Origin of the sequence: Streptomyces sp. NPDC085944, from assembly GCF_040686295.1 — a bacterium.
Lineage (GTDB): Bacteria > Actinomycetota > Actinomycetes > Streptomycetales > Streptomycetaceae > Streptomyces > Streptomyces salinarius.
The window spans coordinates 270,539-282,430 of the sequence record NZ_JBFBJX010000010.1 but is presented as its reverse complement, the minus strand read 5'-3'; the positions used below and the strand labels follow the sequence as shown (position 1 = coordinate 282,430).

The window sequence follows — 11,892 nt, the reverse complement described above, 5'->3', positions numbered from 1 at the left end:
GGGGCGCCACCGGCTCCCCCGCCCTTCAGCGAGTGCTTAGTAGCACTCCTTGACACCCTTGGACAGCGACATCTTCAGACCGCTGAGCTTGAAGGTTCCGGCGGTGGTCGCCCACGCCGTCTGCTTCACGCCGATCAGCGTGGCCGAGTCGGCCTGCTGCGAGAACCCGTACGGGTTGGTGGTGTCGCCCTTCTTGATGCCGGGACCCTTGTTGGCGTCCTTGGCGGCAACACCGATGTCGATGCCGCGGAACGTGGCATCGGCCTCGAGGTCCGCGACGTCGATGTACAGGTTCTCCGCCTTGACCGGGGTGTCGCCACCGCCGGCCTTCAGCATGAGACTGACCGAACCGATCAGCGGGATGTCCGGGGTGACCACGGACTGGCACATGTTCTTGATCTTCGCCGAGTCGAACGCCGAGACCGCGACGGGGTGAGCCGTCTTCTCGCCCTTCAGCGTGTAACCCGAGTCGATCGCGCCGTACTGCATAAAGCCCGTGCCGTCGAGCCGGTCCGCCGTCACCTTGAACGACTGACCCGACACGCTGAACGACGCGGCGAGAGCGCCCTGCGCGAGCGCGACGCCTATCGCAGCCGTGGCGGCGACGCTGGGCACCATCACCACAGCGAACCGCTTCCATCTGGTCCCGCCACGCACCTGGGACTCCATATTTCCTCCTTCTCGGACGTACATCTCCTGGCCTCGGCCGGCCGCCGGTTCGGCGGCCCGGTCTGGCAGGGATGGGAGAAGTGCTACGTCCTCGGGAAGGAGAGCGCCCGCACTCGGCGGCACGTACAACGCGCCCGAATAACCGGCGATCACCCCCGAGCGACAACCACTGGTCGCGCCTGACACGCATCACGCACAACCCTGCTGGGCAGGCTTCGCCGGATGAGCGAAGACCCCCCTGCCCATAGGGCCGGCATCACTGCCGCCGACCCTGCTCGGTGGGGACCCAGGAACCCCCGCGACCCGACCGGCTGTCGGGGTACGGGAATGGACCGAGCGTCGCCGATCGTGGTGCATTCTCGCCGCCGACACAAGGGGGTTCGTTACTGGCTAGTAGCGGGCGTGTGACCGCGGGGCGACGCACCGGGCCCGAACGGCGACGCTGGGTGCGTCATGGGGGCGGAACAAAACTATTGATCGATGGACAGAGTCCGACAGATCGACGCCGTCGACTTACTGGCAGTAACAGCGGCCGCGATTACCAAGTTTTGGTAAAGCGCGGCCGCAATGACGCCACTTCGACAGCTCCTTCACACGCGCCACACGTCGATGACGTTTAGGCCGCCGATCCCGGCGCCGCCTAGAACAGGGCGCGGGCGAGCGCCCGGCGCGCCGCGGTGACCCGCGGGTCGTCGGCGCCGACCACCTCGAAGAGTTCGAGCAGCCGCAGCCGTACGGCGTCGCGGTCGTCGCCCGCCGTGACGCGCACCGTGTCGATGAGCCGCCCGAAGGCGTCCTCGACGTGACCGCCCACCAGGTCCAGGTCGGCGGCGGCAATCTGCGCCTGGGCGTCGCCCGGCTTGTCGGCCGCGTCCTGACGGACCTTCTGCGGATCGGCGTTCTGCACCCGCTGGAGCAACTCGGCCTGGGCCAGGCCCAGTTTGGCCTCCGTGTTGCCCGGCTCCTCGGCCAGCACGTTCTTGTACGCCTGGACGGCACCGCCCAGATCGCCCGCGTCCATCGCCTGCACGGCGGCGTCGAGGGCCGCGTCGTGCGGTCCGGCGGGGCGCTCGGGGGCGGCGGGGCGCTCGGCGCCCGGCTCCGCCTCGGGGTCGACGACGAGACCGGTCAGGCCGAAGCGCTCCTCACCGACCTGCACCAGCTGGTCCAGGGTCTGGCGGATCTGCGCCTCGCCCGCGGCCCCCTGGAAGAGGGGCAGCGCCTGTCCGGCGACGACCGCGAACACGGCCGGGATGCCCTGGACGCCGAACTGCTGCATCAGCATCTGGTTGGCGTCGACGTCGATCTTGGCGAGGAGAAAGCGTCCGTTGTACTCGACGGCGAGCCGCTCCAGGACCGGGCTCAACTGCTTGCAGGGCTCGCACCACTCGGCCCAGAAGTCGATGACGACCGGGACCTCGGTGGACCGCTGCAGGACGTCGCTCTCGAAACCGGCCTCGTCGACGTCGATCACGAGGTCGGCCGGGGAGACGGCACCCGTCCCGCCGCCCTGGCGGGCCGCCTCGGCACGCGCCTGCTCCGCCTTCGCCTTGGCCTCCTGGGCCTGCTTCACCGCGGCGAGGTCGACGACCCCGCTCATGGACATGTTCCGTGGCTGCATGGGTCTATCCTCCCCCGTACGGCGCGCGCGTGTGAAAACCGGGTCGAAAGGCCGCCCGGATGTGTGCTGTTCGGCGCCGGGTCCCCACCCCACGCCCGTGGTCGTCGCTGGGGCGCGGGCGGACCCGCGCTTTCGCTACGCGTCGTAGCGTAATGCCATGAGCGCCCGTCGGAACACCCCGCCCCGGTGATCTGTCTCACGGCGGACCCCGTGTTACCCGCCGGTTAAGGTCGGGGGATGCAGAGCAGCACCCCCGCCGGCCGTGCCGGACGCCCGCGCAGCGCCGCGGCGGACACCGCGATCCTGGCCGCGACGCGGGCCGCCCTGGTCGACCTCGGCTGGTCGAAGCTCACCCTGCAAGACGTCGCCACGCGGGCCGGGGTTGCCAAGACGACGCTCTACCGCCGCTGGGCGGGCAAGAACGAGCTGGTGGTGGACGCGGTGGCGGAGCTCTTCGACGAGCTGAAACTGCCCGACCGCGGCTCCCTCGCCGACGACATCGAGGGCGTGGTGCTCCAGTTCGCGGCGATCCTGGCCCGTCCGGAGGCCAGGAGCGGCCTGATGGCGGTGGTCGCGGAGTCCACGCGCGACGACGCGCTGCGCGAGCGCATCCGCACGTCGATCGTCGAGCGGCAGAAGCGCCTGGTCCTGGAGGGCAGGGCACGGGCCCAGGCCCGGGGCGAGCTGCCGCCGGAGCCGGACGCCGCGGAGGCGGCCCGCACGGCGGACCTGATCTTCGACATGGTGGCGGGAGCGGTGGTGCACCGCACCCTGGTCAGCGCTGAGGCCGCGAACGGCGACTGGGTCCGGAGCCTGACCCAGGTCCTGCTGTGGGGTCTCACCTCCCGCCCGACCGCCCCGACCGACGGGTGACCTCGCGGCCGCCCGAACCCGGCGACGGGCGAACTTCCCGGCCCACCGAACCGACCGACGGGCGACCTCCCCGCCCACCGAACCGACCGACAGGCGACCTCCCCGCCCACCGAACCGACCGACCGGTGACCTCTAGGCCGACCGAGTCGGGTGGTAGGTGGGCATAGGACCGGGGGCCCAGGGGGCGGAGCCCCCTGGTGACGTCCACCGGAACACGCGGCGCCTAGAACCCCGCAGGCTCCGTGTACACCCCCCACTCGTCCCGCAGCACCCCGCAGATCTCCCCCAGCGTCGCCTCCGCCCGCACCGCGTCCAGCATCGGCTCGATCATGTTCCCGCCCGACCGCGCCGCCGCCAGCATGGCGTCCAGGGCGCCCCGCACCGCCGCGTCGTCCCGCGCGGCCTTCCGCTCGCCCAGCACCCGCACCTGCTCACGCTCGACCTCGTGGCTGACCCGCAGGATCTCCAGGTCGCCGGTGACGGAGCCGGTGTGGACGTTGACGCCGACGACCTTCTTGTCGTCCTTCTCCAGGGCCTGCTGGTAGCGGAACGCGGACTCGGCGATCTCGCCGGTGAACCAGCCGTCCTCGATGCCCCGCAGCAGACCGGAGGTGATCGGCCCGACGGGGTGCTGCCCGTCGGGGTGGGCCCGCAGCCCCCGCTCCTTGATCTGCTCGAAGATCTTCTCCGCGTCGGCCTCGATCCGGTCCGTCAGCTGCTCGATGAACCAGGAGCCGCCCAGCGGGTCGGCGACGTTGGCGACGCCGGTCTCCTCCATCAGCACCTGCTGGGTGCGCAGGGCGATCTCCGCGGCCTGCTCGCTGGGCAGCGCCAGGGTCTCGTCGAGCGCGTTGGTGTGCAGGGAGTTGGTCCCGCCGAGCACCGCGGCCAGCGCCTCCACCGCCGTACGCACCACGTTGTTGTACGGCTGCTGCGCGGTCAGCGAGACGCCGGCGGTCTGCGTGTGGAACCGCAGCCACTGCGCCTTCTCGCTCTTCGCCCCGTACACGTCGCGCATCCACCGCGCCCAGATCCGGCGCGCCGCACGGAACTTGGCGATCTCCTCGAAGAAGTCGAGGTGCGCGTCGAAGAAGAAGGAGAGGCCGGGCGCGAAGACGTCCACGTCGAGACCGCGCGAGAGCCCCAGCTCCACGTACCCGAAGCCGTCCGCCAGCGTGTACGCCAGCTCCTGCGCGGCCGTCGCCCCGGCCTCGCGGATGTGGTACCCGGAGACGGAGAGCGGCTTGTAGGCGGGGATGCCGGCCGCGCAGTACTCCATGAGGTCGCCGATGAGCCTGAGGTGGGGCTCGGGCTGGAAGAGCCACTCCTTCTGGGCGATGTACTCCTTGAAGATGTCGGTCTGCAGCGTGCCGTTGAGCACGGACGCGTCGACGCCCTGCCGCTCGGCGGCGACCAGGTACATGCAGAACACGGGCACGGCGGGCCCGCTGATCGTCATGGAGGTCGTCACGTCCCCGAGCGGGATGTCCTTGAACAGCACCTCCATGTCGGCGGCCGAGTCGATGGCCACGCCGCAGTGCCCGACCTCGCCGAGCGAGCGCGGGTCGTCGGAGTCGCGGCCCATCAGGGTCGGCATGTCGAAGGCGACCGAGAGCCCGCCTCCCCCGTTCCGGAGGATCATCTTGTAGCGCTCGTTGGTCTGCTCGGCGTTGCCGAACCCGGCGAACTGCCGGATGGTCCACGTACGCCCCCGGTACCCGGTCGGATACAGGCCGCGGGTGAAGGGGTACTCGCCCGGCCAGCCGATCCGCTCGAAGCCCTCGTACTCGTCCCCGGGCCGTGGCCCGTACACCGGCTCCACGGGGTCTCCGGAGAGCGTGGTGAAGTCCGCGTCGCGCTTGCGCGCCGCGTCGTACCGGGCCTGCCAGCGAAGGCGGCCCTCTTCTATGGCGTGAGCGTCCATACCTTCAAATTTACTAGGACGTCCAAGTAAATGTCGATGGGCTACCGCCGTACGGGTGTCCGCACGGCGGCAGGACGGCTCTGGAGGGGCCGGTTACGCCTTGACGGGCGCGGGCGCCTCGGTGGCGGCGACCTTGGCGTCCAGCTCCCGGCTGATCCGCCGCTCCACGAAGAACGCGGCCGTCGGAACGGTCCCGGCGAGCAGCACCCAGAGCTGCTTCTTCACCGGCCACTTCGCCTTGGAGCCCAGGTCGAAGGCGAAGACCAGGTAGATCACGTACAGCCAGCCGTGGGCGATGCTGACGACCTGGGTGAAGTCGGCGGCGCCGCCCAGATCCAGCACGTACTTGGCGATCATGCCAAGGCACAGCGCGATCAGCAGCACACCGGTGACGTACGCCATGACCCGGTAGCGGGTCAGCACGCTTCGTTTCATGGATACGAGCATAACCGCCCGAAATATCCCCGCGTCGGCGGGGAGCAGTACGCCATGACCCGCTAGCGCGTCAGGACGCTGGGACCATCCCCGCGTGCGCGGGGAACAACGTGCTGACCCGCGAGAAGTACTAGTCCTCCTTGAAGTCCCCCGCGGCGACCCGCAGCGGCCGGAGCATCGCGAAGATCTCTCCGCACTCCTCGGCGTCGTACGCGCCCAGGCCGAAGTCCATCGCCATCAGCTCGCGGGTGGCCGCCTCGACGACCTCGCGGCCCCTGTCGGTGATGGTGGCCAGGGTGCCGCGGCCGTCGTTGGGGTTGGGGCGCTTGGCGACCAGACCGGAGCGCACCAGCCGGTCGACGGTGTTCGTCACGGAGGTGGGGTGCACCATGAGGCGCTCGCCGATCTTGGACATCGGCAGCTCGCCCGACTTGGAGAAGGTGAGCAGCACCAGCGCCTCGTACCGCGCGAAGGTCAGCCCGTAGGGCTTGACCACGGCGTCGACCTCGGCCAGGAGGATCTGCTGGGCCCGCATGATCGAGGTGATCGCGGCCATGGAGGGCACACCGCCCCAGCGCTGTGCCCAGAGTTCGTCGGCTCGGGCGATGGGATCGAAGGAGAGACTGAGGGGCTTCGGCACGCCAACAGACCTTACCGGCCGGTCACATGCCGGTCAGCCCCGTCTCGCCTTTCGATACCACCGCCCACCGCCACGGTCAGGGAGCGAGGTGCCGCTCGACCGTCTCGGCCTTGGACGTGAGGCCGTCCGTCACACCGGGACGGATGTCGGCCTTGAGGACCAGGGAGACCCGCGGCGCGCGGGCCTCGACGGCGGCGACGGCCCGCCGGACGACGTCCATGACCTCGTCCCACCGACCCTCGACGGACGTGAACATCGCGTCGGTGCGGTTCGGCAGCCCGGACTCGCGGACCACCCGGACGGCGTCGGCGACGTACTCCCCCACGTCCTCGCCGACGCCGAGCGGCGTCACGGAGAAGGCGACGATCATGCGTTGACGATCCCTTCCTGGCGGGCGCGGGAGGCGATGACCGCGCTCTCGGCCTCGCGCTTGAGCTTGCGCTCGGCGAAGAAGCCGCCGGTCGGCAGGACCGAGAGGACGAAGTAGAGCGCGGCGGTCTTCAGCGGCCACTTGGCGCGGTTCCAGGCGTCCGCCCAGAAGACCACGTACAGCACGAAGAGGACACCGTGGATCATGCCCATCGCCGGCACCGCGTTGAAGTCGGTGGTCCGCTTCAGTACGGAGCAGACGAGCAGGAGGAGGAACGAGATCGCCTCGGGGGCCGAGACCAGGCGGAGGCGGCGGAGGGCGGTGGCGGTCTTGAGGTCCACGGGTCACCTTCGGGAGGGAGGGATGCGCCGTCGGCGCGTGCGGCGTGCGATCCGCCTTGTGAACGGAAGCACAATCGTCGCCCCATTGTGGCAAACAACGCCCCAAGGGATGGACTCAGGGTCGTTCTCCACCCGTGGGACCTGTTCTGTCCCCCCGTGGCGGGGCTACTTTCACCACGTGGCGATGTTCCGACTTCAAGGCAGCAAGGTCCTCGCCGTCGACATGACCGGAGACGCCGTCAAGGCGAAGAACGGCTCGATGGTCGCGTACGACGGGGAGATGGCCTTCAAGAAGCTGAGCGGCGGCGGTGAGGGCATCCGGGGGATGGTGACCCGGCGGATCACCGGCGAGCAGATGACGGTGATGGAGGTGAAGGGCCACGGGACCTGCTGGTTCGCGGACCGGGCCTCGGAGATCAACCTCGTGGGTCTCCAGGGCGACAAGCTGTACGTCGAGTCGAGCAACTTCCTGGCGGCCGACGCCGGGCTGCGGACCGGCACCAGTTTCACGGGCACGCGCGGCGCCTCCCAGGGCAACGGGCTGTTCACCACGACGATCGAGGGGCACGGGCAGGCCGCGATCATGTCCGACGGTCCCGCGGTGGTGCTGCGGGTCAGCGCGCAGTACCCGCTGACCGTCGACCCGGGGGCGTACGTCGCGCACCAGGGGAACCTGCGGCAGTCCTTCCAGTCGGGTGTGACCTTCCGCACCCTGTTCGGGGAGGGCGGCGGGGAGGCCTTCCAGATCCGCTTCGAGGGCGACGGACTGGTGTACGTGCAGCCGAGCGAGCGGAACACGATCGCGGGGGATGTGTGAGATGGCCTTCGAGGAGATCAATTCCAAGATGGTCCGGGCGACCGTCGCGCCCGGGCAGCGGCTGTTCAGCCAGCGCGGGGCCATGCTCGCCTACCAGGGCGAGGTGTCCTTCACCCCCGATCTGCGCGGCGGCCAGGGCGGGGTCATGTCGATGATCGGCCGCCGGGTGGCGAACGAGGACACGCCGCTGATGACCGTGGAGGGCAGCGGCACCGTGTTCTTCGGGCACGGCGGGCACCACGTGCAGGTGATCAACCTGTCGGGCGACACCCTGTACGTGGAGGCGGACCGTCTCCTCGCCTTCGAGGGCACCCTGGAGCAGAGCACCGTGTTCCTGGGCTCGCAGGGCGGCGTCATGGGCATGGTGCGGGGCCAGGTGAGCGGGCAGGGGCTGTTCACCACGTCTCTCAAGGGCCACGGCTCGGTGGCGGTGATGGCCCACGGCGGCGTCTTCGAGGTGCCCATCACCCCGCAGCGGCCGGTGCGCGTGGACCCGCAGGCCTACGTCGCCCACCACGGCGACGTGCGCAACAAGCTGTCCACGGCCCTGGGCTGGCGGGACATGGTGGGGCGCGGCTCCGGCGAGGCGTTCCAGCTGGAGCTGAGCGGCAGCGGCACGGTGTTCGTCCAGGCGTCCGAGGAGAAGCTGTGAGCACGGTCCACCACGACCCGGCGACGCTGCCGGGCGACGACAACATCAACGCGTACACCTTCTGCGTGGAGCTCAAGGGGAGCCAGTGGTTCCTGCAGAAGGGGAAGATGATCGCCTACTACGGGACGATCGATTTCAACGGCATCGGGCACGGCCGGCTGGACCGTCTGGTGCGCACGTCGTTCCATTCGCCTCTGCACGCGAGCGACTGGGTCGTGGCGGAGGGCTCGGGCAAGATGCTCCTCGCCGACCGGGCCTTCGACGTGAATTCGTACGACCTCGAAGACGGCAACCTGACCATTCGCTCGGGCAACCTGCTCGCTTTTCAGCCAAGCCTCGCACTCAAGCAGTCGATCGTGCCGGGCTTTCTGACGCTGATCGGAACCGGGAAGTTCGTGGCCGCGTCGAACGGTCCGGTGGTGTTCATGGAACCGCCGCTCCGGGTCGATCCCCAGGCCCTGGTCGGCTGGGCGGACTGCCCGTCCCCGTGCCACCACTACGACCATGGGTACATGACCGGCCTACTGGGCGGTCTACGTGCGATGACGGGGCTCGGCGGCGCCTCCGGGGAGGAGCACCAGTTCGAGTTCGTGGGAGCGGGGACGGTGCTGCTGCAGTCGAGCGAGGCGCTCATGGCGGAGCAGGCCGTGGGGGCTCCGCCGCAGCAGGCGGGGGTGCCCGGCGGCGGGCCCTCCGGGGCGTCGGGAGGCCGCTCGGGGGTACCGGGGCTTCCCGGACAGCTGGGGGACCTCCAGCGCCGCTTCGGGCTGTGAGCGGTAATCTGCGGAGTGTGACATCGAACGCGTGCGCACCGTCACCGTCACGGCTGACCCCTCACTAGTTCGCCTTTCAACATTTTAGGTAGACTTCATTCATGGAGACCGAGACGGCCACTCGCTGGCTGACCGATACGGAGCAGTGTGCTTGGCGCACCCACCTGGAGGTCAACAGGCTGTTGACGCACCAGCTCGAGAAGGACCTGCAGCCGTTCGGCCTGACGATGAACGACTACGAGATTCTGGTGAACCTCTCCGAGTCGGAGGGCGACAGAATGCGGATGAGCGACCTGGCCACCGCCACGATGCAGTCCAAGAGCCGCCTCTCCCACCAGATCACCCGGATGGAGAACGCGAACCTGGTCCGGCGGGAGAACTGCGAGTCCGACCGCCGCGGGCTCTTCGCCGTCCTCACCGAGCACGGCCTGGAGACGATGCGGAAGGTCGCCCCTCACCACGTGGCCTCCGTCCGCAGGCACTTCATCGACTTGCTGGCCCCGGAGGACCTGACGGAGCTGGACAAGGCGCTCAAGCCGATCGCGGAGCACCTGCGCGGACAGCGGGGACGTCCCTGATCACGTCCCCGAGGACCGTGAAGGTCTAGGCACCCGGCAGGCGGAGCTCGAACAGGGCGCCGCCTGCCGGTGCGTCGTGCACCGTGAGCGTGCCGCCGTGCCGTACGGCGACGTCCCGGGCGATGGCCAGCCCGAGACCGGCCCCGCCGTCGTCGCGGCTGCGGGCGGCGTCGAGCCGGACGAACCGCTCGAAGATCCGCTCCCGGTCGGCCGCCGGCACGCCCTCGCCGTCGTCGGCCACGGCGACCACCGCCGCCTCCCCGTCCCGACGCACCGAGACCTCCACCGCCGAGCGGGCGTGCCGCCGGGCGTTGTCCAGCAGATTGGCCAGCACCCGCCCCAGCTGCCCCCGCGACCCGGCCACCTGCACGACGGCGTCCCCGCGCACGCTCACCCCCGTGCGGCCCTCGGCCGCCTCCCGCGCCAGCGCCGCGAGGTCGACCCGGGCGTCGGCGGGCCGCTCCCCCGCGTCCAGCCTGGCCAGCAGCAGCAGGTCGGCGGCGAGCCGCTGGAGCCGTACGGTGTCCTCCACGGCGCCGTCGAGGTCCAGCAGCTCGGGGTGGGCGGCGGCCACCTCCAGCTGGGTGCGCAGCGAGGCGATCGGGCTGCGCAGCTCGTGCGAGGCGTCGGCGACGAATCGGCGCTGCCGCTCCACCGAGGACTCCAGCGCGGCCAGCGTCTCGTTGGTGGTCGAGGCGAGCCTGGCCACCTCGTCGTGGGTGCCGGGCACCGGGACGCGGCGGGCCAGGTCCTCGCTGGCGGTGATCGCGGCCATCTCCCGCCGGATGCCCTCCACCGGGCGCAGCGCGCGCCGGGTGACCAGCCAGGTCACCCACGCGACGACCGCGAGCAGCAGCGGGAAGCCGATGAGCATGACCGTCAGCGCGGTGTTCACGGCGCCGTGCTCGGCGGAGAGCGGGGCGCCGGCGTAGACGGTGAGCCGGTCTCCGCGCCGGTTCTCGACGGGGACGGTGACGAAGCGGTAGTCCTCCGTGTCGCCGTCGACGGTCGCGGTGCCGTCGCCGACGGTGGCCGGCTCGCCGATCTCTCCGGCCTCGAGCGACTCGCCGGAGTCGTCGTCGCCGTCGTCGTCCCTCGGGGAGGCGGACGGCCGCGGGTCCACCGCGTCGACGCCGGTGCCGGTGATCCGCTCCAGGTCCTCGCTGGCGGCGACGACCGTGCCCGACTCGTCGACGACCTGCACGGGGCGGTCGTCGTCGTCCAGGTTCAGCTCGGTGTACCGCGTCCCGACGGCCAGGGCGGTCGCCACGTCCCGCGCCGAGCGCTCCGCCTGGGTGCCCGCCTCGCCGAGCAGGTTGGAACGCAGGGACAGCAGGACGGCGGTGCCGGCCGCGACGAGGGCGACGGCGACCACGAGGGTCGCGGCGAGCGTGGCGCGGGCCCGCACCGAGGCGAACAGACGGCTCATCGCCCGGTCTCCAGCCGGTAGCCGGCGCCGCGCACGGTCCGGATGAGCCCGGCGCGCAGCTTGCGCCGCAGGGCGCTGACGTACACCTCGACGATGTTGGGGTCGCCGTCGTAGGCGAAGTCCCAGACGTGCTCCAGGATCTCCGCCTTGGACACCACCTGCCCGGCCCGCACCACGAGTTGCTCCAGGACGGCGAACTCCTTGGCGGTGAGGGCGACCTCGTCCTCACCGAGGAACACCCTCCGGGCGGCGGTGTCGACCCTGAGGTCGCCGTGGACGTGGACGGGCGAGGCCCCGGTGCCCTGCCCCCGCCGTCGCAGCAGGGCCTTCACGCGGGCTACGAGGACGACGTAGGAGAAGGGTTTGGTGAGGTAGTCGTCGGCGCCCGTGTCCAGGCCCTCGGCCTCGTCGTACTCGCCGTCCTTGGCGGTGAGCATCAGGATCGGCACGTCGTGCCCGGCGGCGCGCAGGGCGGCGCAGACCCGGTAGCCGTTGAGGCCGGGCAGCATGATGTCGAGGATGACGAGGTCGTACACGCCTTCGCCGGCCCTGTGCAGTCCCTCCAGGCCGTCGTGGACGACGTCCACGGCGTAGCCCTCCGCGGTGAGGCCCTTGGCGAGCGACACGGCGAGGCGCTTCTCGTCCTCCACGATCAAGAATCGGGAGGGGCGGCGCGAAGCGCCTCGGGCAGGGTGGTGGTGGGCGACGGGTGGGCGCATGCGTAAAGAGTGGCAAAGCCGAGCTGAAGATCCCTTCAGGCGGCTTCAGCC

General features: G+C 70.5%; 14 protein-coding genes. 5 read left to right on the top strand and 9 right to left on the bottom strand.

The window, feature by feature from the left end; genetic code table 11:
• Positions 1-36: 36 nt before the first annotated feature.
• Both AB0P07_RS21780 and AB0P07_RS21775 read right to left on the bottom strand, forming a co-directional pair.
• A complete protein-coding gene (locus AB0P07_RS21780; protein WP_365552875.1) occupies positions 37-669 on the bottom strand; it encodes a DUF6230 family protein in 633 nt (210 codons plus the stop codon).
• 640 nt (positions 670-1,309) lie between these two features.
• Positions 1,310-2,290, bottom strand: coding sequence for a tetratricopeptide repeat protein (locus AB0P07_RS21775; protein WP_365552874.1), 981 nt, complete (start codon positions 2,288-2,290; stop codon positions 1,310-1,312).
• A 237-nt stretch (positions 2,291-2,527) separates the two neighbouring features.
• Here AB0P07_RS21775 and AB0P07_RS21770 point away from each other — a divergent pair, with 237 nt between their 5' ends.
• The gene (locus tag AB0P07_RS21770) at positions 2,528-3,163 is read left to right on the top strand and encodes a TetR/AcrR family transcriptional regulator (RefSeq protein WP_365552873.1); all 636 of its coding nucleotides are present in this window, start codon (positions 2,528-2,530) and stop codon (positions 3,161-3,163) included.
• Between the two features lie 223 nt (positions 3,164-3,386).
• Here the strand turns inward: AB0P07_RS21770 and AB0P07_RS21765 are convergent, their stop codons facing one another.
• From AB0P07_RS21765 to AB0P07_RS21745, 5 genes are all read right to left on the bottom strand, one after another.
• A complete protein-coding gene (locus AB0P07_RS21765; RefSeq protein ID WP_365552871.1) occupies positions 3,387-5,087 on the bottom strand; it encodes a methylmalonyl-CoA mutase family protein in 1,701 nt (566 codons plus the stop codon).
• Positions 5,088-5,180: 93 nt separating this feature from the next.
• Positions 5,181-5,522: a DUF3817 domain-containing protein gene (locus AB0P07_RS21760; protein WP_365552870.1), complete on the bottom strand. Its 342-nt coding sequence runs from the start codon at positions 5,520-5,522 to the stop codon at positions 5,181-5,183.
• A 130-nt stretch (positions 5,523-5,652) separates the two neighbouring features.
• Entirely contained in the window at positions 5,653-6,162 is a 510-nt protein-coding gene (locus AB0P07_RS21755) for a MarR family transcriptional regulator (RefSeq protein ID WP_365552868.1), read from the bottom strand.
• 76 nt (positions 6,163-6,238) lie between these two features.
• On the bottom strand, positions 6,239-6,532 hold the full coding sequence (locus tag AB0P07_RS21750; protein ID WP_365552866.1) for an MTH1187 family thiamine-binding protein: 294 nt from the start codon (positions 6,530-6,532) through the stop codon (positions 6,239-6,241).
• Positions 6,529-6,873 carry a DUF3817 domain-containing protein gene (locus tag AB0P07_RS21745; RefSeq protein ID WP_365552864.1) on the bottom strand — a complete coding sequence of 115 codons (345 nt, stop codon included), beginning with the start codon at positions 6,871-6,873 and terminating at the stop codon, positions 6,529-6,531. The genes AB0P07_RS21750 and AB0P07_RS21745 overlap by 4 nt, the downstream gene beginning before the upstream one ends.
• 184 nt (positions 6,874-7,057) lie before the next feature.
• On the opposite strand from AB0P07_RS21745, the gene AB0P07_RS21740 reads away from it, so the two are divergent.
• The 4 genes from AB0P07_RS21740 to AB0P07_RS21725 all read left to right on the top strand — a co-directional run bounded on the left by AB0P07_RS21740 (position 7,058) and on the right by AB0P07_RS21725 (position 9,693).
• Positions 7,058-7,690, top strand: coding sequence for an AIM24 family protein (locus AB0P07_RS21740; protein ID WP_061442488.1), 633 nt, complete (start codon positions 7,058-7,060; stop codon positions 7,688-7,690).
• Position 7,691: 1 nt separating this feature from the next.
• Positions 7,692-8,342, top strand: a complete 651-nt coding sequence (locus AB0P07_RS21735) for an AIM24 family protein (RefSeq protein ID WP_365552938.1) — start codon at positions 7,692-7,694, stop codon at positions 8,340-8,342.
• Positions 8,339-9,115 (top strand): AIM24 family protein, encoded by a 777-nt coding sequence (locus AB0P07_RS21730; protein WP_365552862.1) that lies wholly within the window; start codon positions 8,339-8,341, stop codon positions 9,113-9,115. The genes AB0P07_RS21735 and AB0P07_RS21730 overlap by 4 nt, the downstream gene beginning before the upstream one ends.
• Before the next feature lie 101 nt (positions 9,116-9,216).
• Positions 9,217-9,693, top strand: a complete 477-nt coding sequence (locus AB0P07_RS21725; protein ID WP_003973592.1) for a MarR family transcriptional regulator — start codon at positions 9,217-9,219, stop codon at positions 9,691-9,693.
• A 25-nt stretch (positions 9,694-9,718) separates the two neighbouring features.
• Here AB0P07_RS21725 and AB0P07_RS21720 read toward each other — a convergent pair whose 3' ends face one another.
• Positions 9,719-11,122, bottom strand: coding sequence for a HAMP domain-containing sensor histidine kinase (locus AB0P07_RS21720; protein WP_365552860.1), 1,404 nt, complete (start codon positions 11,120-11,122; stop codon positions 9,719-9,721).
• A complete protein-coding gene (locus AB0P07_RS21715; RefSeq protein ID WP_365552859.1) occupies positions 11,119-11,772 on the bottom strand; it encodes a response regulator transcription factor in 654 nt (217 codons plus the stop codon). Before AB0P07_RS21715 ends, AB0P07_RS21720 begins: the two co-directional genes overlap by 4 nt.
• Between the last annotated feature and the right edge of the window lie 120 nt (positions 11,773-11,892).